The sequence below is a fragment of the Ensifer sp. EB106-03-01-XG145 genome, from assembly GCF_058792075.1.
In genome coordinates this window covers 1-18,417 of the sequence record NZ_JBYTEC010000029.1, presented here as the reverse complement: position 1 = coordinate 18,417, position 18,417 = coordinate 1, and the positions used below count along the sequence as shown (strand labels likewise).

Here is an 18,417-nt window from a genome sequence, read left to right as displayed (position 1 = left end):
TTCCGGGAAGCTGGGGCGAATGGTCTTCTTCTCCTCCTCTCCTTTTTCGGAGCCGGAGCGCTCCGAGATCCATGCGAGCTGACTTAAGACCTAGGGCGAGACGCCAGGTAGCCCTTGCCGGGGTCGCTTCGTCCACAGACGAAGCTCGGCCTTAATGCGGCACACACTGTCATTTTATAGGCTCACTAGAGCCAGCCGGCGAGTTCGCGGCGCACGACGTGTTCGAGGACCGCCATGCCTTCGGCGCTGTCGTTGAGACAGGGAATGTGGGTGAACTTGTCGCCGCCATTATGGTGGAAGCTCTCGGCCGCCTGCTCGGCGATCTCCTCCAGCGTTTCCAGACAGTCGGACACGAAACCGGGATTGATGACGGCAATACGCTTGACGCCTTCCTGTGCGAGTTTCTCGACCGTCTTGTCAGTGTAGGGCTGCAGCCATTCCTCGGGCCCGAAGCGCGACTGGAAGGTGACCTGCAGCTTCTCCTTGGACCAGCCGAGCTTTTCGCGCAGCAGCCGCGCGGTCTTCTGGCATTGGCAATAATAGGGGTCGCCCTTGTCGAAATAGCTCTTCGGGATCCCGTGGAAGGAAGTCAGAACCACTTCCGGTTCCCAGTCGAGCGTCGCCAGATGGCGCTCGATCGAGGTCGCGAGCGCGTCGATATAGACCGGATCGTCGTGGTAGGGCGGAACCGTGCGCAGCGCCGGCTGCCAGCGCATCTTCAAGAGCGCCTCGAAGGCCTTGTCGTTGACGGTGGCGGTGGTGGCGGCCGCATATTGCGGATAGAGCGGGAAGACGAGGATGCGTTCGCAACCGGCCTTCTGCAGCGCTTCCATGCGCGAGGCGATCGAGGGCTGGCCGTAGCGCATGCCCCAGTCGACGATCACATCAGGGCGATCGGCGAACGTTTTGGCCATCAGTTGTGCCTGGTTGCGGGTGTAGGTCCTGAGGTAGCTTTCGTTCAGCTCCTTGTTCCAGATCGTCTCATAGGCCTTGCCCACCTTGCCGGGACGGGTGTTGAGCACGATGCCGAACAGGATCGGGTACCAGAACAGTCGCGACCATTCGATCACCCGGCGGTCCGTCAGGAACTCCTTCAGGTAGCGGCGCATCGAGGTATAGTCGGTGCCGTCGGGCGTGCCGAGATTGACCAGCAGAATGCCGATGCGGCCGTGTTTGATGATCGGGTGACTAGCAAGCGTGGTTAGCATCAATACCGTTCCTTTTTGTCTCCAAGCCAATTACGGATGGAACGTGGAACGGATCAGTGTGGGCTGAAAATCCTGCTCGAAACAGGCAGAAGTCGTCCTCAATCAAACCTGAAACCACCAAGCGGACTATGCAGCAGGCGGTCAGTCCGTTGGTCGTCACTCCAATCGAGCCGGGAATCCGTCGGCGCGAAGGTTCTCTCCAAGAGTATCCTCCAACAGCTTGACGATCTGCGTCGACTGCGCGGTGCCGCCGTATATTTCCTTGCCTTTGACGAAGATCTCATTGGTCAAGGCAGCCAGATTTAGCGGCACTCCAAGAATTCTGCCAAAGTCGATCGCAAACCCTAGATCCTTCACAGCAAGATCCATGGTGAAGCCCACGTCGTAGCTGCCGTTCAGGATGAGTTGGCCCTCCGTTTCATGGACGAAACTGTTTCCGGAACTCGCCTTTATGGCTCGCCATGCTTGAGCAAGGTCTAGGCCACCGCACTTCGCGAGCATCAGGGCTTCACCATCTGCTATGAGGTGGATGAATGCCAGCATGTTGGTGATTACCTTGATGACCGCTGCGTTACCTAAAGGACCCATGTAGAAAATCTGGTCCCCCATGGTCTGCAGCACTGGAAGAAATCGATCGAACACCTCCGCATCGCCGGCAGCCAACAGGGTAAGCTTTCCTTTTGCGGCAAGATGGACACCCCCTGTGACAGGAACTTCCAGAGTCGTGACACCTCTTTCCGAGGCCTTGCCTGCCAGCCGAAGGATTTCACTGCGACCGATTGTGGACATCTCGATCCAGGTCATGTCCGGTCCACAGAATTTGAGAAAGCCGTCAAGAACCGTCTCTGAAACCTGCGGAGACGGAAGGCACGTGAAGATAACATTTGATTGCTCGGCAAGCGCGATGAGTGAATCTGCCCACAAGGCACCGGCTTCGACCAACTGATCGGCTGTGCGGCGTTCTTTGTCGTGAACCGTCACCATGAGACCGGCGCGCAAAAGGCTTGCTGCCAGATGCGCGCCGAGGTTCCCAAGTCCTATGAAACCACAACGCATTGCCTGCCCTTTCCGATTTAAATGAGTTTGCTTTAGATGAACGAAGGGGCTTAGCACCGGCGAGCGTCGGCAGCCTACCGACGCAGAGAGTGCCATCGCCTTCCCTTCCTGACCACACTCTTGATGGCGCCCCCCGTATCTTCCGCCGACCTTCAAGAGCGGATCGGTCTCGGGCAAAGAATGGTGTTCAACTCGTCGATTGCGTAGGCATTCAACCCGTGCCTCCCGTAAACATGAGATTAGGATCCCGGCGTGCGGGTGCACGACGCTTGTGTCCGGTCTGAATGGCTCGGTACATAGACACACGCGGTCGGTCGATGCGTCAACTTGGTTTCCTTTCGGATCGTCCGCGACGGAGGTTCAACAACGTGTCTTGGTGCACGATGGTTCGAGTTTTCGGTTGTCTGGCCTGGTTGGCTCGGATGTTCCTGCCTGCAAGGACTGCCGTTTCATCAATCCGCTTGGCGCGAGTTTCGGGCGTTTTCGCATGCAGTATCCATTCCAAGATCGCACGCTTGGTCGACCGCGGGCATCCCTCAAAGTTTCGCGCTGCGTCCAATACGCCTGCCAATGCGATGGTCAGATCAGTTGGAACTTGAAGCGCTTCGACGGCGTCAAGGCAAGACCAGGAACCATCTTTGCGCGCCGCCTCTATCTTGGCCATGCCCGAAGATTGCATAAGCCCAGAGGCAATTAGGCGCTCAATGCGCTGCTTGTTGACCGCAGACCAGGCGCTTTTCGGCCTTCGGGGCGACAGCAGTCGCATCGACCGTTCTGCATCAAGTGAACGTGGCGTGCTGTCAACCCAGCCGAAACAAAGCGCCTCGTCCACAACCTCATCATATGAAAGATGCTTGGTCCCGGCAGCCTTTTTCCACGTGACAAGCCATACGCTGCTGGTTTGCGCGTGATGTGTTTCCAGCCACGCGCGAAGCTCTGCACGGCTTGCCACTTCAACACGATCGAGTTCGTTAGAAGCCATTTTTGGTCCTAGCGGGCAAGCGCCCAGCTTTATGCATTGCTGCAAATATCTGGCAGTGAAACTCGACCACAAATCCGTATCATCTCAAGCGATAGTCGGGGTAGTTCACGCGCCGCGACCCAACCATTCTAGGCACGCGAATGTTGACCACCGGCGCCAGGTTTGTTGCCGAGCGGTCCATCTGAAGCGATCGACATGCCCGCATCTTGGCAGGCATCAATGAAAGCCGCACGGGCGATGGCGACTGGCGTCATTCGGTTCAAAGCACGACGGCAAGTTTGAACCGCCCGATTGTGCTTGCTTCCTCGATAAACGGTCCAATTGCCTTCAAGGAAGTCAAGCACATCGTTGACGGAAGAAAATACTTGTTGCCTCCCATCCTTCATCTGAACGGTGACAGGCGTCATCCAAAGCAGTTCCGGGCTAAGCATGTTGTCCTCCTTTCGCGTTCGAGCAAGACGAAAAGGGCGTGCTGAGGTTGCTGCACTCAATGCCGACTTCAGCCGACGTCGGCGAGAAATGTAAGCTTAGGCTAGCGTCCGTCCCTGGCGCGAGCAAATGATGCCTCTCGGCGAAGGCGACGAAAAGGCCCCGTACGGTCTCCGGCTCGACTTCGTCACGCAATGCGGCGCGGCAAGCATTAGGAGCAATGGAATGCGCCGCCTCCCGCAATATCGGCGGCCATTCGATAAGGTGGCGGTAGGCATCCATTACAGAACGAATCTCGGCCGAGAAACCAAGGCCGACGAAAATGGAAACAGGCTTCTGGAGCAGATCGGGTTTCATCGCGCGCTCCTTTCCAACCGGGTGTGATACCATGGGCGCCATCGAAACGGCGCCCATATCCGATGTTTTCGTTTACGCGGCGCTCTGGGCTTCTATCCGCGGCGCGGCGTCCGGCCGTCCAAGAGCGGAACCGCTTTGAATGCTGACCTTGCGCGGTTTCAATCCCTCCGGAATCTCCCGGACGAGATCGATGGTCAGCAGACCATTGCTCAATCCCGCTCCACTCACCCTGACATGGTCGGCAAGCTCGAAACGATGTTCGAACGGGCGTCCGGCGATGCCTCGGTGCAGATAGGCTTCGGACGGAGAATCCTGCTTCTTGCCAATAACGGTGAGAAGATTGGTCTGAAACGTTAAGTCGAGGTCGCCTTCGGCGAAGCCGGCAACCGCAATCGAGATGCGGTAACTGTCGTCACCCGTCTTGACAATGTCATAGGGCGGCCAATCGCTGGTCGGACGGTCGCGCTGGGCGTTTTCCAGAAGGTTGAAGAGCCGGTCGAAGCCAACGCTCGATCGAAAGAGAGGCGTGTAGTCATAAGATGTTGCCATAGCCATATCCTCCTAAAAGCAACATGGGTATGGAGCGCCGAAAGACGGCGCTTCCAGCATTGCCAGCCCTGTTGTCAGCGGCTGGAGGACTATGATCTGGTATTTGAGAAATCCGGCTTCAAGTGCTGCCTTGGAGAATTTTCGCAAATCTCAGTGCAGCTTGAACTCACCTTCAATACGGCGCCATTCGTTCGGCCGGATCAGGCGCTGATGCGTATAGCGAACGGAATGCAGCGGACCGTCGAGATTGGCTTGCCAGAAATCGAGGAATTTCTGCATTTCAGGAAAGTCGGGAGCAAGATCGTAATCCTGCCAGACATAGGTCTGCAGAACGGATTCGAAATCGGGAATGCGGTAAAGGATATGCGCGGTGGTCAGTCCGTAGCCGTTTATTTGACGCTCGAAATCCGATGAATATCGCATGCTTCATCTCCGTTTCTCAACAAGCGCTAAGGTGGCGCAATTGTTCGCGGTCATCAACGGAATTCTAAACGTCAAGCAGTCCTTTGTTGTTCGTTTACAGCATGTTAGCAGCCGCGCGATGCGAGTGCTGATTTTTTTGGTTTCACCCCTTGAATTCGAAAAATCGCGAAACCAGATGATTTTGCGCAAGACGCTCATATGAGGTTTTGTACCCGTCCGGACTGGTCATCCGGTCCGGTGATGGGGGAACAACGTCACTACTGTTTGTCCATGGAGGAAAACATGTCTTTCCGACCGCTGCATGATCGTATTCTCGTCCGCCGGGTTGAATCGGAAGAGAAAACCAGGGGCGGGATCATCATTCCCGATACCGCAAAGGAGAAACCTCAGGAGGGTGAAGTCGTCGCCGTCGGCCCTGGCGCACGCAACGAAGCGGGCCAGATCCAGGCGCTCGATGTCAAGGCAGGCGACCGCATCCTGTTCGGCAAGTGGTCAGGGACCGAGATCAAGATCGACGGGGAAGATTTGCTGATCATGAAAGAGAGCGACGTCCTCGGTGTCCTCGAAGCCCAAGTCGAGCGCCAGCAGGCAGCCTGAGCCATCACACGATAAATCCACCAGTCAAATAGCTGCCTATTGAGGAGTTAAGGAAATGGCTGCGAAAGAAGTCAAGTTTCACACCGATGCCCGTGAACGCATGCTGCGTGGGGTCGATGTCCTTGCCAATGCCGTCAAGGTGACGCTCGGCCCAAAGGGGCGCAATGTCGTTATCGACAAGTCCTTTGGCGCCCCTCGCATCACCAAGGACGGCGTCTCGGTCGCCAAGGAAATCGAACTGGAAGACAAGTTCGAGAATATGGGCGCGCAGATGCTGCGCGAAGTCGCCTCCAGAACCAACGATCTCGCCGGTGACGGAACGACCACGGCCACCGTGCTGGCGCAGGCGATCGTCAAGGAAGGGGCTAAGGCGGTTGCTTCCGGCATGAATCCCATGGATCTCAAGCGCGGCATCGATCTCGCGGTTGACGCGATCGTGAAGGAGCTGAAGACCAACGCCCGCAAGATCTCCAACAACTCGGAGATCGCGCAAGTAGGCACCATCTCAGCCAACGGCGACGAGGAAATCGGGCGCTACCTGGCGGAGGCGATGCAGAAGGTCGGCAATGAAGGTGTCATCACCGTCGAGGAAGCCAAGACGGCGGAGACCGAACTCGAAGTCGTCGAAGGCATGCAGTTCGACCGCGGCTATCTCAGCCCGTATTTCGTGACGAATGCCGACAAGATGCGGACCGAATTCGACGATCCCTATATCCTGATCCACGAGAAGAAGCTTTCCAACCTTCAAGCCATGCTGCCAGTTCTTGAAGCGGTGGTGCAATCCAGCAAGCCACTGCTGATCATCGCTGAAGATGTCGAAGGCGAAGCACTTGCGACTCTCGTCGTCAACAAGCTGCGTGGCGGCCTGAAGATCGCAGCGGTCAAAGCTCCTGGATTCGGCGACCGGCGCAAGGCCATGCTTGAAGATATCGCCGTTCTCACCGGCGGCACGGTTGTCTCCGACGACGTCGGCATCAAGCTCGAGAATGTCACCCTCGACATGCTCGGCCGGGCGAAGAAAGTCACGATCGAGAAGGAGAACACAACGATCATCGACGGCGTTGGCGCCAAAGCTGATATTGACGGCCGTGTCTCGCAGATCCGCGCCCAGATCGAAGAAACCACGTCCGACTACGATCGCGAGAAGCTGCAGGAGCGCCTGGCCAAACTCGCCGGCGGCGTCGCCGTCATTCGCGTGGGCGGCTCAACCGAAGTTGAGGTGAAGGAAAAGAAAGACCGCGTCGACGATGCACTGCATGCCACCCGGGCGGCAGTGGAAGAAGGCATTCTTCCGGGTGGCGGTGTCGCGCTGCTAAGGGCGGTCAAGGTGCTTGACGATCTCCCTACGGCCAATCAAGACCAAAAGGTTGGGATCGAGATCGTGCGGCGGGCGGTCGAGGCACCGGTTCGGCAGATCGCTGAGAATGCTGGCGCAGAAGGCTCGATAATCGTCGGCAAGCTGCGCGAGAAGACGGACTTCTCCTTCGGGTGGAACGCTCAGACCGGAGAATACGGTGATCTTTACGCCCAGGGCGTGATCGACCCGGCCAAGGTAGTGCGCACAGCGCTCCAGGATGCGGCCTCCGTCGCTGGTCTCCTGGTGACGACCGAAGCCATGATCGCCGAGAAGCCGAAGAAGGACACGGCTCCGGCACTACCGGCCGGCGCAGGAATGGACTTTTAATACGGCCGTCTGGTCCGCCCCTCTGAGGGGCGGGCTGGATCCTTGAACTCAAGAGGCCGCGAAATCAAATCTTCGGCTGGCGCACTCCCGGCGCCATCGTTGTTGAAAACCAACGAGTTCAGTGAGGTAGAAATGCACACGAAGATGTTTGATCGACCAGTTTACCTGCGTGAAAGGAAGGATCTGGTCCTCGAAATCACAAACCTGGACGACGCGATCGATTTCCTCGAGGAGTGGTCCAAAGGAGATCGCGATATCATTCACGACGCAACCCTGAAGACCTGCTACCTAGCCCATGACGGCCACAAGCCCGTTCAGGTGGCACGAGACGCGCTTCGCTCCTTTGCGCGCAAGAAGGGCATCCTTGTGAAAGCTCCCGCGGTTGCGCCGTGGATGGTCAAGGCGAAGTCGGGCGGCGGTCGAATCTCCCTGTAAACGAACCGTCAACAGTGAGAGGCTGCACTCGCGGCCTCTCTCCCAGATCCCTACGCGCCCGCATCGGCGCAGTAAGCGGGACGCGCAAGCAGTGGCGGCAGAACGCATGCAGTTCCACTGCTTAGGGAACAAGCGCAGGATGCGCCCGTGGCGCCTTGTCCCCCGTGACATAAAGGCGGCGTGCCCGCCCCGACGGCGTTACGACTTATCCCTTTCTCAGCGGGAGCATCGTCACCACTTCCGCGTGCAATTCTAGGCAGATCTGACGATACTCATGTATCAAGTCCTCACACAAGGAACCGTTCCCGAGCGCCGCCCTACCGGAAGGTAAGGGCTACGAGCTCGAAGCTCCCAGTGCCGTGGGTCGGTTGGAGGTATCGGCCTACCGCTGGGAGCCCAATCAGATCGTCGTGAACCAGGGCGATGCGGTTAAGCTCGAGATCCTTGGTGTCAACGGCTCGCGGAGCATCCGGGCGTGATCGACGGCTACGATATTAGCTTCACCGTCAAGCGCGGCCAGCTCACTACCGTAACCTTCACTGCTGATAAGGCGGGTGTGTTTGAGTTTCGGTGTGGGACTCACCAGCCGTCGATGGTGGGCGAGTTGATCGTGCTGCCGGGCAGTTGAGCGGCGCGATCCCGATGACCCGAAGCCCGCCCGCCGCAGGCAGAACTAGCTGAGGACGAACATCGTGAAGGCCGCAGCCGCCATGCAGGTGGTGGCGAACCATCCCATCAAGCGCAGTCGAAACGACGCCACGAACTGACCCATCTCGTCTTTGCGGGAAACCACTATCATCATTGCGGCCATCAGCGGCACGGAGATCACGCCATTGAGGACAGCGCTCCAGAACAGCGCCCGTATGGGATCTAGGTCCGAATAGTCCACCGCGACGCCTATGAGGGTGGCGAGGCCGATCACAGTATAGAATCCAACCGCCTCCCTCGGTTTGTGCTCAAGCCCGATTGCCCAGCCGCGCGACTCGCATACGGCATAGGCCGCCGAGCCCGCCAGGACTGGCACAGCCAGCAGACCCGTGCCGATGATGCCCAGGCTGAACAGCGCGAACGCTAGATCGCCGGCAATCGGCCGGAGCGCCTCGGCGGCGTCGGCGGAGGTCTCAATCTCGGTCAGGCCATGCAAGGTGACGGCGGTCGTCAAGATGATGAAGAAGGCGACAAGGTTGGCGAAGGCCATGCCGATATATGTGTCCCAGCGGATGCGACTGAGCTGGACGGGCGCTTGTTCGGGATGGTCGATGAGCGGATCGGTCGTTGGGTCGGCCTCGTCGTCCTCCACCTCCTCCGACGCCTGCCAGAAGAGGAGATAGGGGCTGATGGTGGTGCCGAAGACCGCCACCACCATGGTCGCTGTCTCTCCCGTCAGGGCGAGTTGCGGCGTGACCGTCCGCAGGGCAACCTCGCCCCAGTCGATCTCTACAGTAAAGACGACGCCGACATAGGCGAAGAGCACCAAAGTCAGCCACTTCAGATACCGGACGTAGCGGTGATAGGGTACCAGCACCTGCAGGGTCAAGGAAACAACGGCGAACAACAGCGTGAAGAGGTGGTGCCCCCGTCCAAGCACCAGTTCCGCCGCAGCCCCCATGGCGGCGAGATCGGCGCCGATGTTGATGGTGTTTGCGATGAACAGCAGCGCCACGAGGCCTGTCACGGCCCAGTCGGGAAAGATCCGGCGCATGTTAGCGGCAAGCCCATGCCCGGTGACGCGTCCGATCCTGGCGCTGATCATCTGCATCGAGGACATCAGCGGGTAGAGGAAGAACATTATCCAGAGCATGTTGGCCCCGAACTGCGCGCCCGCTTGCGAGTAGGTGGCGATGCCGCTCGGATCATCGTCTGCCGCCCCGGTTATCAGTCCGGGCCCCGATCTCTCGAACAGCGCAGCACGGCGCATCCGGTGAACAACCGGCTTCGGCAAGATTCCCGGTTGGGCGTGATCACCATGGTCGGTATGCCAAGACTTGCCGCGCATTGAGGGAGCCTCCAGGCCGATTCGACTCGACAGATTTTCGGCCGTCCTACCGGCAAGTACAGTGCAGTTTCAACAACCCGTCCGCGCTGCGCGCAGTCGATGGATGATGTAAGACAGAAAGGCCCACCGCCTCGTCGGGAGACCGGAACCTTGGTGATCCTGAATCATTTAACGGTGTAAATTGGCATACGTATACCGCTCGCTGCCGTTGACGCGAACCGACAGCGATTGATCTGTCAATCGATGCGATGAGTTAGAGGGGAGATCGCAATGCGAGTAACGATCGTCTTGGTGATTGCCAGCACCATTGCACCGGTTCCGACGGTACAGGCACAGGACGTCCAGCAGGGAGGCCAGCTCGCGCTTGAGGTCTGTGCTGCGTGTCACGCCGTCCTCGCCGGTCAAGCTCAGTCGCCCATGGCGGAAGCGCCGAGTTTCGAGGCGGTTGCTGCGACACCGGGAATGACCGCAGCGGCGCTAAACGTTTGGCTCACGTCCCAGGACCATCCGACCATGCCGAACATAGTACTCTCGCAGGCCGATGTTCAGGATGTATCGGCTTATATTCTGAGCCTGGGGGAATAGAGACTTGCCCATTTGGCGGAAGCGATGACTGCGAAGCAGAAACGCCTCACCGTCGGCGACAGTAACGCTCTCCACATGTCTTTTCGCTTCCTTTGATTGTAAACAAGCAGTTGGCTCCGCCGATCGAGTACAGGATGTACCTTGCCAAGGTATCCGGGCCGCAGCTTTTCGCCGAACAGGAATCGCTTGCTGGCGCAGCGTCGCACGACCAGAGTGTCAGCCTCTTGCGAAGGAGACCCGAGTGTCAGGAGTGTGCGTTTGGTTCGACTGCGCATAGCCGGCCGTCGCCTGCGATTAGCCCGCGCCCTGCTAATCGCTGCCGCTGCCCGTTCGCTTTGGCACTCGGCCACTGCCACAATCCGCCTTATGCGGTGGCTTTACCGCCGGAGATTGATCGGTGAACACGGGACTGGGCATTTCTTCTGGGTTGCGAAGCGGTTGGAACGGTGCGCTGACTGGCTGGTGTCCTTGGAAAAAGGACGACCATAGACTCACTGAGGGTGACGAGGTTGCGAGCTGATATTGAGTCGGGAGCAATCGCGTCTCAGCCATCGCACAGACGGATACGGGTCGCGGTGGCCGCGGCACAAATCACCATGGCTCCACTGCCACTTTGCTCGCCTGGCCAAATCCCTGCCAACGGAGACGCTTCACTAACGATACAATTCCGGAGATACCGGTTCGAGAAAGCTCGGGTTCAGCCTCTCGCCGATCAGGCAATCGACCGGGGGCGTCGCAGCGGCTGGCCGGGGAGCCCAGGCAGCCGCGCGGCCGCTCACCTCGAGGAGCAGCTTCTGGTGGACGGCGGTCGCAAAGTCCTCCGCCTCGTGCACGGGAATCATGAAGGAGCCGGGGCCGCCGATGATGCATTCCGCATAATATTGGTCGAGCGGAACCACCGAACCGGAGGGCCGGATGAAGATCGCCAATCCGTTGATAACGATCCCGCGCTCCAGGGCATCAGAGCCGGCGGGTGCGACGGGCAGCCCGGTGTTGTTGTGCCCGTCGCCGGAAAGGTCGAGAATCAATGACAATGAATTTGCATGGATCGGGCTTGCACGCTCCGACGGGCGACGAGATGGCGACCCTCCAGAAAGCCTTTGGGCTTCATCAGCTTGCCGCGGAAGACGCGCTCAGTTCGCAACAGTTGGCGAAGGTGGATATCTACGGCGAGCAACTGTTCGTGAGCACCAAGACGGCACATCTCGAAGGCGACAGGATCGTCTATGGCCAGACGGCGCTGTTTGTCGGGCGGCATCACATCATCTAGGTCAGGCAGGGCTCGGCGCGTGCACACACCGAGCTGCGTGCGCAATTGGAGGCCTCACCCCTATTGTTGCAGAAGGGGCCGGATTACGTGCTGCATGCGATCATCGATTTCATCGTCGATGGCTATCTCCCGGTCGTGCAAGCGATCGAGGACAAGGTGCTGGCGATGGAAAAGCACATGCTAGTAGCGTTTCTCGAGCGCGAGGAAATCCGACGCATTTTTCGCCTGAGGCGGCAGGTCATCCTGTTCCAGCGCATTCTCCATCCGATGTCCGAGGTCGCGAGTAAGCTCGCAAACCTCGATTTGCCCTGCATCGACGACCACGCCAAGCCTTACTTCCGCGACGTCCTCGATCACGTGAGGCGCGTCGAGAGCATGGTCAGCGGTCTGCGCGAGGTCATCACCTCCGCGTTCGAGGCCAGCAACCTGCTGGAGTAGCAGCGGCAGGGCACCATCACTCGCCAATTGGCGGCCTGGGCTGCCATCCTCGCCGTTCCGACGGCAATTGCCGGGATCTACGGGATGAACTTTGAGCACATGCCCGAATTGGAAACGCGGTACCGCTATTTCGTGGTGCTTGCAGCGATCGCCGCGCTTTGCTCTTTCCTTTTCTACCGATTCAAAAAAGCCGGCTGGATCTGACTGCCGGTACGGTTCTGCGGCTGTTCTCTTGGGAGCTGCGGAAACACTATTCCCTCCTGCATGCACGCCGCTGTGCGATTCCGTGTCGAATGGCCCGGATGGCCGTGCCGTTCAGGCGTGTGGCGGTACTTACGTCGCAGGCTGTTGCCACGGGGCATTTCATCGCTGGTAAAGCTAACTACTGGGCATTTACTCGGATGGTGCGGTTCCGGCGCGCTCACGTTGCCAGCGAGCGTGATCAGAGGCGCTAAACTCTTTCTCCTCATGAGTGTCCGTTTCGATGATAACCCTGCGGTTATTTTCGTCTGGACCGCCAGCTTTAACGATGGCGTCTATCAGCTCTCCGTAATTTCGAAACTCTTCTTGCCGTTCAGCATCCTTGGTCCAGTGCCACAACGGCCAACGACCGTCAGACATGAGATACCGAGGGATCCCGCTGGCACGAAGATACGAGCGAGCCCGATAGGTAACTTTTTTCGGCTGGCAGCGGTTCATGGGCGACTCCTCTCTAGTGAAGCGAAAGCCTAAGGATAGCGCTACTTGCCTCGCTCAGGAAGCACACAGGATGCTCGATCACCTTTCGGCGGCCCGCTCCATAAGGCAGCACCGGAGGGTCCGAATGAACATCTTCTCTGCATAAACCCAAAGTCGGCGCTCTTGAGAGGAAACAATTCATCGTGACCGAGCTTGATCGATCGGTTTGCTATCTCTTGAAAACCTCTGATGGGCCTGTAGCTCAATGGTTAGGCCCTCGGCTCATAACCGATTGGTTGCAGGTTCGAGTCCTGCCGGTCCCACCATGCATCACGAGAAACGCAAACCCCTGACAGTTCAGTCCTTGGGCAACGAGCTGTGGCTCGTGGTGGACGGCAATTCAACTTTGCTCAACGCTCGTCATTCAAAGTGGCGGGCGATACCTTGCTGCACTAGATAATTAGATCCTACTGCCTCGATCACCGGAATCGGCCTCAAGGGTCGAAACAAAGCCCTTGACGAGCAGGCAGAGAGAAACCCGTAGCGGCCGGATCGCACCAAAAGCATGGCGACCGCACTAGGACGAGAGAACAGCAAGCAGTGTCGACATCCCGCGTTCGCGTCATCGATCTGGAAACGGCCGGCAACGGACCGAATGACGTCTGCGAGATCGGCTGGCAGGATGTGATCCTTGAAGACAGTGGACGATGGGCCGTCAACGATGAGCGTGGCGCACTGATGGTCAATCCGGGGCGGCCGATTTCGCCCGACACGATGGCCATCCATCACATTCTCGACGAACAAGTCGCCGGTGCGCCCCGCTGGAAAGATGTCGCGCCAGGAGTGTTGCGTCCGCCCGGCAGGATCGACGCTCTTGCTGCACATCGTGCGGCATTCGAGCAGCGGTACTGCACCCCTCGCCTCACCGGCGGCTCACCCTGGATTTGTACCTGGAAGTGCGCCCTACGGGTTTGGCCAGAGCTCCCGCGGTTTTCCAATCAGATGCTCCGCTACCAGCGCATGCCGGAAGGTCTCGTTCACGAGATAGGACTGCCGGCCCATCGAGGCATGCCGGATGCCTATGTCACGGCCCATCATCTGCGCGACCTGTTGAACGCGACATCGATCGATCAGCTGCTGGCGTGGAGCGTCGAGCCGGGGCTCCTGCCGCGCGTGCCGTCCGGGCCAGATCGTGGAAAGAGTTGGGATCGCCTTAGTAAGGAGACGCTCACGGAATTTCTTCACGATAGAGATAGCGATATCCGTTTCAGCGCCCAGACCGAGTTGGCAAGGCGGGGTGAACTCGAGCCGCCCGCTGTTATCGAGCCAGTGCAGCGAACCTTGCTATGAAAGCGACCGACGCGTCGCACACGCGCCGGAGGATGGGCGATGCCAAGGTGGCGCTTGGTGAACGTGGCCCTATTTGGCGGGACGACGAGGAACCGGATCTTAGCCGGCATCTCGTGAAGAACATCCCCGACCGTAGCCTGGTTTGCACATCTGCCCTCGTAAAGCACGTTGCCCACCCAGCATCGACAGGACTTTGGCTTGAAGACCCGCAAACCGCTTATCCTCACCGCCCGGATCGCGGAGACAGACCTTGAACCGTTCGATCGCCTTCGAAAGGCGCACTTTCCGTCGGAACGAAACTTCCTTCGGGCTCACCTGACGATGTTTCATCGGCTGCCGGGTGAACACCTCGAGCGGATCGCCGGAGAATTGCAGGCCGCTGCCACCAAGCGTGGCCAGATCCGCGCGGAGGTAGCCGGAGTTTGCCATCTCGGCGCGGGTGTCGCGTTCACGATCAGAAGTCTTGCGCTTGAGCAGCTTTATGCAGGGCTAAGAACCGCTTTCATGCCATGGCTGGGTGGCCAGGACATGCAGAGGTGGCAGCCGCATATCACCGTCCAAAACAGAGTTTCGAGGTCAGCCGCAGACACCTTGCACCAGCAACTGACACACGATTTCAAACCGCGATCGGTGATGCTGGAAGGCCTGGACCTCTGGAGATATCTAGGCGGGCCTTGGCAGCTCGAACGGACGGTCAGTTTCGCGATGGTGCCCACTCTTCGTGCAGGGCCATCATGTCGGTTCAGCAACGCTCGTTGACGATCGTCGATATCGAACCATCTATTCGACAGATGTCTGAGAAATCGAACGCAAACTATAGAATGATTGAAACCTGGACACTGCCATCTGCAGCCACCCTCGGGTCGTCAGTGCGAGCGAAAGGTATCCTCCTGGAATTGCGTGCTCGCTTGCCCCTGGTTTCGCGCAAGTCGCTCGATGTCGAGTGTAAGACCTTGGTTCTCGCAATGCCGGAAGGGTCTGAAAACGAGTTTAAGTCAGCGGCAACCCTCATCACCCGCTCTCTTGAAACCATCGAAAACCTCCTGGTCATTCCGCGCGAGATCGAGGACATCCTGACGATTTCGACAAGTGAGAGGCGCCGCTGGCTGGAAGATGGCCGCTTGCCGAGCGCCGGAACGCGAACAGTGAAATTGCGGGGGCGCGCGAGACAGATCACATTTCACGTCTTCGATCCGCGGGTCGTGGAAGAGTTGCTCGACCGAGGCACCGTCGACGAATGGCGCGAAGAAGACGCCTCCTCCAAGTTGGAGAACAGGCGGCGAGCAGCTCACAAGGCGAAGCTGACGCGCTCGCTCAAGAAGGACGCGAAACGCAAGTCGAAATCGAAAGTTGAACCCGAAGACGCTTCGTCCAGATTGGCCGGATGGCAAGAGTTCGGCAAGGACGGTTTGCTGCGCTAGCCGCGCAAGATAGCAAGTGGGGGGGTGCAACTTCCGCGCAAGACATGAACTTGGCCTGTTTGGCGCTCTCCCCTCGCTATCCGGGAGTTTCAATCGCGACCCGCCCGCGATCACCTGCAAAGGGTGACAAGGAGAATGGCCGCGTCTTCGAAGGGCCACGACATAGCCTCACCGCGATGAATGCCCCCCGAAGCCCAAAAGCTCGCCGAGCGCCGAACGCTTGCCCACGAGATCGGCGAGCGTGTATTTGTCGAAAACCGCCACAAAGGCAGCTGTGGCTTCCGAAAGCACGCTCGGCAAGGCGCAGGCGGGCGCGATACGACAGCCGTGGCAATCTATCAGATCCGTCAGCCCTTCAGTATGCCGAAGCAGGGCACCGAGATTGATCTCGTTCGTCGGCCTCGCGAGGCGTATGCCGCCATTGCGACCGCGCACGGACTCCAGGAACTCAGCGTTCGCAAGGTCCTGAACAACCTTCATCATATGGTTTTGCGAGACCGAGAACGTGTCCGATATCTCCCGGATCGAGCTAAGCCCCGATGGCCGTGATCCCAAATAGATCATCAATCGCATTGCGTAGTCGGTGTATTTGGTGAGCCTCATCGGGGTCTGCGTCAAATAGTCCAATCCAAAAACATGCATTTGATTAGCATCTTTGTTCTCGGATAAATAGATGCATCTGAGATACATGTTTAAGAGCGGATTTGCGATGAGCTCGCAAGCGATTACCGAAACAGACATCCGAACGATCGTTGAACGTTTCTACGCCGAGGTGCGAGCAGACCAGGTCTTGAACGCTGGCTTCGCGGCCGTAACGGATTGGGACGACCATCTCGAGCGCATGACGGCATTCTGGGGGTCGATGATGATGTCGACCGGCCGTTACAAGGGCAATCCGGTGGCAATGCACTTGATCCACCTTGAACGCATCCACCCGGGCATGTTCGAGCGCTGGTTGACGCTTTGGAGGAAGGTCACTTTAGATGCCCTGTCGCCGGAGGTTGCTGCCGAGATCCAGTCAAGGGCCGTCAGAATTGCTTCGCGTTTGTCGTCCGCCCTGTTTGGATCGGACCACGCAGTCCCGCCGGCCAGACCGCTTGAGCTTGCCTCACGGCCCTATAGGAGCACACCGGTTTTCGACGAAGACACGGTCCCCAAACCGCACCTGCAATCCTATCGACTTCGACCGCAGACCTGGGCAAAGCTCACCGTCCTCGAGGGAAGCCTCCACTACCACCTTCATTCTCAGCCGGCGATCGAAGCGGACGCCCGCTCGCCGGTCATCATCCCCCCTGCCCCCCACTGATGCACCGCATCGAAAGGAAAGATCATGCCGAAACCACTCTCACCCGAGACTGTTCAGATCGTAAAGGCAAGCATCCCGGCGCTCGCGGCACACGGAGCGGACATCACGAAGAGCATGTATGCCCGCCTCTTCCGTGACGATCATATCCGCGAGCTGTTCAACCATGCCAATCAGGGCGAAGGCGGCTCACAGGTTAACGCGCTTGCCGCCGCCATTGTGGCCTACGCGCAAAACATCGATAACCTTGGCGTGCTCGGCCCCGTGGTCGAGCGGATCGCGCACAAGCACATCGGGTATCATATTCTGCCCGAGCACTATCCCTTTGTGGCCACGGCCCTTCTCGCCGCCATCGAGGATGTGCTCGGAAGTGTAGCGACACCTGAACTCTTGAATGCATGGGGCGAGGCTTACTGGTTCCTGGCCGATATTCTCAAGGAGCGCGAAGCCGAGATACGCGGCGAACTGCTGAAGCGATCGGGCGGCTGGGATGGCTGGAGAGACTTCGTCGTCGACGCGAAGGTTCGCGAAAGCGATGTCGTTACCTCGTTTGTCTTGAAGCCCAAGGATGGCGGTCGCGTTGCGCGCCACAAGCCCGGCCAATATCTGACGCTTCGCTTCCAACTGGAGAACGGCCAGGAGATCAAGCGCAACTACTCGATCTCCAGCGGTCCCAGCGATAGTTTCTACCGCATCTCGGTCAAGCGGGAAGAGCAGGGACAGGGTGGATCGCGATACCTCCACGATCAGGCGAGCGTAGGCATGGTGTTGAGTGCGACCCCGCCGGCCGGCGACTTCTTCCTTTCCGAAGCGCCGGAGAAACCGGTCGTGTTGCTTTCGGGCGGCGTTGGCCTGACGCCGATGGTCAGCATCCTGGAGACGATCGCCGAGGAGCATCCGAACCTCGAAGCGCATTTCGTCCACGGCGCGCTGAACAGCGGGACGCATGCCATGGACCGGCATGTTCGCCAGCTCGCCGACGCGCATGGCAAGATCAAGATCAGCAGCTTCTACAGCGCGCCAACAGCCGAGGACGCGGTCGGACTGTCTCACGATTTCGACGGCTTCATCACCGCAGAGTGGCTTCGCAAGAATACACCCATTCAAGATGCCGAATTCTATCTCTGTGGACCGAAGCCGTTCCTTCGCGCCCTCGTTCCGGCGCTGGCCAGAGAAGGCGTTTCAAGAGAGCGGGTTCACTTCGAGTTCTTTGGCCCGTCCGACGAACTGATTGCCGCCTGAAGGCGGCGAACAACGAAACGTGGCATCGTCACTCCGATCCTGCGGCCGGCGCTTTCGGTGTCGGCCGCAGGACGGTGCCTGCACGCTTTTCAGACCAGCGCTCGAATATCAGGCGCCACCTCACCGTCCCGGCCGGCCCAGCGACCGGGCAATATCGATGATGTTGTCCCGCGACGCCGTTGGATCCTCCTTGTTCCAGGCAACGCCAAGCCCGATCTTGAGATCGACGCCGCGCACGGGCCTGAGCTCGAAGTTGCGGTTCGGTAGATCCTTCGTCCATTCCGGCGCAAAGCCGATGCCGAGGCCGGCCGAAACCAGCGACACCAGCGAGAAGGTATCGTCGCAGCTCACATGAGGATTTTGACGTCAAGATCGATCATCAATACATAGCGTTCTTTCTCCCATTTCTTGCAA

The 18,417-nt window shown here is 58.7% G+C and carries 20 protein-coding genes, 1 tRNA gene and 3 pseudogenes; 12 read left to right on the top strand and 12 right to left on the bottom strand.

Annotated features, from left to right (window positions below; translation table 11 throughout):
• Positions 1 to 185: 185 nt before the first annotated feature.
• The 7 genes from hemH to AC3WWH_RS31470 all read right to left on the bottom strand — a co-directional run bounded on the left by hemH (position 186) and on the right by AC3WWH_RS31470 (position 5,004).
• Entirely contained in the window at positions 186 to 1,208 is a 1,023-nt protein-coding gene (gene hemH / locus AC3WWH_RS31500) for a ferrochelatase (protein WP_492377475.1), read from the bottom strand.
• Between the two features lie 156 nt (positions 1,209 to 1,364).
• Entirely contained in the window at positions 1,365 to 2,360 is a 996-nt protein-coding gene (locus AC3WWH_RS31495) for an NAD(P)-dependent oxidoreductase (protein ID WP_492377474.1), read from the bottom strand.
• A gap of 226 nt (positions 2,361 to 2,586) precedes the next feature.
• Complete coding sequence (locus AC3WWH_RS31490; RefSeq protein WP_082641235.1) at positions 2,587 to 3,246, bottom strand: YdeI/OmpD-associated family protein; 660 nt, start codon at positions 3,244 to 3,246, stop codon at positions 2,587 to 2,589.
• A gap of 128 nt (positions 3,247 to 3,374) precedes the next feature.
• Positions 3,375 to 3,677 carry a DUF982 domain-containing protein gene (locus AC3WWH_RS31485; protein WP_058325142.1) on the bottom strand — a complete coding sequence of 101 codons (303 nt, stop codon included), beginning with the start codon at positions 3,675 to 3,677 and terminating at the stop codon, positions 3,375 to 3,377.
• Positions 3,670 to 4,032 (bottom strand): DUF982 domain-containing protein, encoded by a 363-nt coding sequence (locus AC3WWH_RS31480; RefSeq protein WP_082641238.1) that lies wholly within the window; start codon positions 4,030 to 4,032, stop codon positions 3,670 to 3,672. Before AC3WWH_RS31480 ends, AC3WWH_RS31485 begins: the two co-directional genes overlap by 8 nt.
• A gap of 72 nt (positions 4,033 to 4,104) precedes the next feature.
• Positions 4,105 to 4,581, bottom strand: a complete 477-nt coding sequence (locus AC3WWH_RS31475) for an Hsp20 family protein (RefSeq protein ID WP_058325144.1) — start codon at positions 4,579 to 4,581, stop codon at positions 4,105 to 4,107.
• A 150-nt stretch (positions 4,582 to 4,731) separates the two neighbouring features.
• Positions 4,732 to 5,004 (bottom strand): usg protein, encoded by a 273-nt coding sequence (locus AC3WWH_RS31470; protein ID WP_058325145.1) that lies wholly within the window; start codon positions 5,002 to 5,004, stop codon positions 4,732 to 4,734.
• Between the two features lie 282 nt (positions 5,005 to 5,286).
• Between AC3WWH_RS31470 and groES the strand changes: the two genes are divergently transcribed.
• The 4 genes from groES to AC3WWH_RS31450 all read left to right on the top strand — a co-directional run bounded on the left by groES (position 5,287) and on the right by AC3WWH_RS31450 (position 8,348).
• The gene (gene groES / locus AC3WWH_RS31465; RefSeq protein WP_058325156.1) at positions 5,287 to 5,601 is read left to right on the top strand and encodes a co-chaperone GroES; all 315 of its coding nucleotides are present in this window, start codon (positions 5,287 to 5,289) and stop codon (positions 5,599 to 5,601) included.
• Positions 5,602 to 5,656: 55 nt separating this feature from the next.
• Positions 5,657 to 7,285 carry a chaperonin GroEL gene (gene groL / locus AC3WWH_RS31460; protein WP_058325147.1) on the top strand — a complete coding sequence of 543 codons (1,629 nt, stop codon included), beginning with the start codon at positions 5,657 to 5,659 and terminating at the stop codon, positions 7,283 to 7,285.
• Positions 7,286 to 7,417: 132 nt separating this feature from the next.
• On the top strand, positions 7,418 to 7,720 hold the full coding sequence (locus AC3WWH_RS31455) for a DUF982 domain-containing protein (protein WP_058325148.1): 303 nt from the start codon (positions 7,418 to 7,420) through the stop codon (positions 7,718 to 7,720).
• Positions 7,721 to 8,195: 475 nt separating this feature from the next.
• The gene (locus tag AC3WWH_RS31450) at positions 8,196 to 8,348 is read left to right on the top strand and encodes a cupredoxin domain-containing protein (RefSeq protein ID WP_156433252.1); all 153 of its coding nucleotides are present in this window, start codon (positions 8,196 to 8,198) and stop codon (positions 8,346 to 8,348) included.
• Between the two features lie 45 nt (positions 8,349 to 8,393).
• Here the strand turns inward: AC3WWH_RS31450 and AC3WWH_RS31445 are convergent, their stop codons facing one another.
• Positions 8,394 to 9,716 (bottom strand): NRAMP family divalent metal transporter, encoded by a 1,323-nt coding sequence (locus tag AC3WWH_RS31445; RefSeq protein ID WP_058325149.1) that lies wholly within the window; start codon positions 9,714 to 9,716, stop codon positions 8,394 to 8,396.
• A 270-nt stretch (positions 9,717 to 9,986) separates the two neighbouring features.
• On the opposite strand from AC3WWH_RS31445, the gene AC3WWH_RS31440 reads away from it, so the two are divergent.
• Complete coding sequence (locus tag AC3WWH_RS31440) at positions 9,987 to 10,301, top strand: c-type cytochrome (protein ID WP_058325150.1); 315 nt, start codon at positions 9,987 to 9,989, stop codon at positions 10,299 to 10,301.
• A 653-nt stretch (positions 10,302 to 10,954) separates the two neighbouring features.
• Here the strand turns inward: AC3WWH_RS31440 and AC3WWH_RS31435 are convergent.
• Positions 10,955 to 11,326 (bottom strand): annotated as a pseudogene (locus AC3WWH_RS31435) (DUF1194 domain-containing protein); the annotation flags it as partial.
• Position 11,327: 1 nt separating this feature from the next.
• Here AC3WWH_RS31435 and AC3WWH_RS31430 point away from each other — a divergent pair.
• Positions 11,328 to 12,213 (top strand): annotated as a pseudogene (locus AC3WWH_RS31430) (magnesium and cobalt transport protein CorA); the annotation flags it as partial.
• A 189-nt stretch (positions 12,214 to 12,402) separates the two neighbouring features.
• On the opposite strand, the gene AC3WWH_RS31425 reads toward AC3WWH_RS31430, so the two are convergent.
• Positions 12,403 to 12,708, bottom strand: a complete 306-nt coding sequence (locus AC3WWH_RS31425) for a hypothetical protein (RefSeq protein WP_156433253.1) — start codon at positions 12,706 to 12,708, stop codon at positions 12,403 to 12,405.
• Positions 12,709 to 12,938: 230 nt separating this feature from the next.
• On the opposite strand from AC3WWH_RS31425, the gene AC3WWH_RS31420 reads away from it, so the two are divergent.
• From AC3WWH_RS31420 to AC3WWH_RS31405, 4 genes are all read left to right on the top strand, one after another.
• Positions 12,939 to 13,013: transfer RNA gene (locus tag AC3WWH_RS31420), tRNA-Ile, on the top strand.
• Between the two features lie 274 nt (positions 13,014 to 13,287).
• Complete coding sequence (locus AC3WWH_RS31415) at positions 13,288 to 14,037, top strand: exonuclease domain-containing protein (RefSeq protein ID WP_058325153.1); 750 nt, start codon at positions 13,288 to 13,290, stop codon at positions 14,035 to 14,037.
• 198 nt (positions 14,038 to 14,235) lie between these two features.
• Entirely contained in the window at positions 14,236 to 14,796 is a 561-nt protein-coding gene (locus AC3WWH_RS31410; protein WP_058325157.1) for a 2'-5' RNA ligase family protein, read from the top strand.
• 32 nt (positions 14,797 to 14,828) lie between these two features.
• Positions 14,829 to 15,458, top strand: coding sequence for a hypothetical protein (locus tag AC3WWH_RS31405; protein ID WP_058325158.1), 630 nt, complete (start codon positions 14,829 to 14,831; stop codon positions 15,456 to 15,458).
• A gap of 168 nt (positions 15,459 to 15,626) precedes the next feature.
• Here AC3WWH_RS31405 and AC3WWH_RS31400 read toward each other — a convergent pair whose 3' ends face one another.
• Positions 15,627 to 16,076 (bottom strand): Rrf2 family transcriptional regulator, encoded by a 450-nt coding sequence (locus tag AC3WWH_RS31400; protein ID WP_492377473.1) that lies wholly within the window; start codon positions 16,074 to 16,076, stop codon positions 15,627 to 15,629.
• Between the two features lie 91 nt (positions 16,077 to 16,167).
• Here AC3WWH_RS31400 and AC3WWH_RS31395 point away from each other — a divergent pair, with 91 nt between their 5' ends.
• Complete coding sequence (locus tag AC3WWH_RS31395) at positions 16,168 to 16,764, top strand: TehB-like domain-containing protein (RefSeq protein WP_162752536.1); 597 nt, start codon at positions 16,168 to 16,170, stop codon at positions 16,762 to 16,764.
• A 24-nt stretch (positions 16,765 to 16,788) separates the two neighbouring features.
• Positions 16,789 to 18,003 (top strand): NO-inducible flavohemoprotein, encoded by a 1,215-nt coding sequence (hmpA, locus tag AC3WWH_RS31390; protein ID WP_058325155.1) that lies wholly within the window; start codon positions 16,789 to 16,791, stop codon positions 18,001 to 18,003.
• A gap of 120 nt (positions 18,004 to 18,123) precedes the next feature.
• On the opposite strand, the pseudogene AC3WWH_RS31385 reads toward hmpA, so the two are convergent.
• Positions 18,124 to 18,366: pseudogene (locus AC3WWH_RS31385) on the bottom strand (LysR substrate-binding domain-containing protein); the annotation flags it as partial.
• Positions 18,367 to 18,417 lie beyond the last annotated feature (51 nt).

Coding starts and splice junctions, on each gene's coding strand:
- hemH (WP_492377475.1), bottom strand. CDS start 1,208: ATGCTAACCACGCTTGCTAGTCACCCGATCATCAAACACGGCCGCATC.
- AC3WWH_RS31495 (WP_492377474.1), bottom strand. CDS start 2,360: ATGGCACTCTCTGCGTCGGTAGGCTGCCGACGCTCGCCGGTGCTAAGC.
- AC3WWH_RS31490 (WP_082641235.1), bottom strand. CDS start 3,246: ATGGCTTCTAACGAACTCGATCGTGTTGAAGTGGCAAGCCGTGCAGAG.
- AC3WWH_RS31485 (WP_058325142.1), bottom strand. CDS start 3,677: ATGCTTAGCCCGGAACTGCTTTGGATGACGCCTGTCACCGTTCAGATG.
- AC3WWH_RS31480 (WP_082641238.1), bottom strand. CDS start 4,032: ATGAAACCCGATCTGCTCCAGAAGCCTGTTTCCATTTTCGTCGGCCTT.
- AC3WWH_RS31475 (WP_058325144.1), bottom strand. CDS start 4,581: ATGGCAACATCTTATGACTACACGCCTCTCTTTCGATCGAGCGTTGGC.
- AC3WWH_RS31470 (WP_058325145.1), bottom strand. CDS start 5,004: ATGCGATATTCATCGGATTTCGAGCGTCAAATAAACGGCTACGGACTG.
- groES (WP_058325156.1), top strand. CDS start 5,287: ATGTCTTTCCGACCGCTGCATGATCGTATTCTCGTCCGCCGGGTTGAA.
- groL (WP_058325147.1), top strand. CDS start 5,657: ATGGCTGCGAAAGAAGTCAAGTTTCACACCGATGCCCGTGAACGCATG.
- AC3WWH_RS31455 (WP_058325148.1), top strand. CDS start 7,418: ATGCACACGAAGATGTTTGATCGACCAGTTTACCTGCGTGAAAGGAAG.
- AC3WWH_RS31445 (WP_058325149.1), bottom strand. CDS start 9,716: ATGCGCGGCAAGTCTTGGCATACCGACCATGGTGATCACGCCCAACCG.
- AC3WWH_RS31440 (WP_058325150.1), top strand. CDS start 9,987: ATGCGAGTAACGATCGTCTTGGTGATTGCCAGCACCATTGCACCGGTT.
- AC3WWH_RS31425 (WP_156433253.1), bottom strand. CDS start 12,708: ATGAACCGCTGCCAGCCGAAAAAAGTTACCTATCGGGCTCGCTCGTAT.
- AC3WWH_RS31405 (WP_058325158.1), top strand. CDS start 14,829: ATGTCTGAGAAATCGAACGCAAACTATAGAATGATTGAAACCTGGACA.
- AC3WWH_RS31395 (WP_162752536.1), top strand. CDS start 16,168: ATGAGCTCGCAAGCGATTACCGAAACAGACATCCGAACGATCGTTGAA.
- hmpA (WP_058325155.1), top strand. CDS start 16,789: ATGCCGAAACCACTCTCACCCGAGACTGTTCAGATCGTAAAGGCAAGC.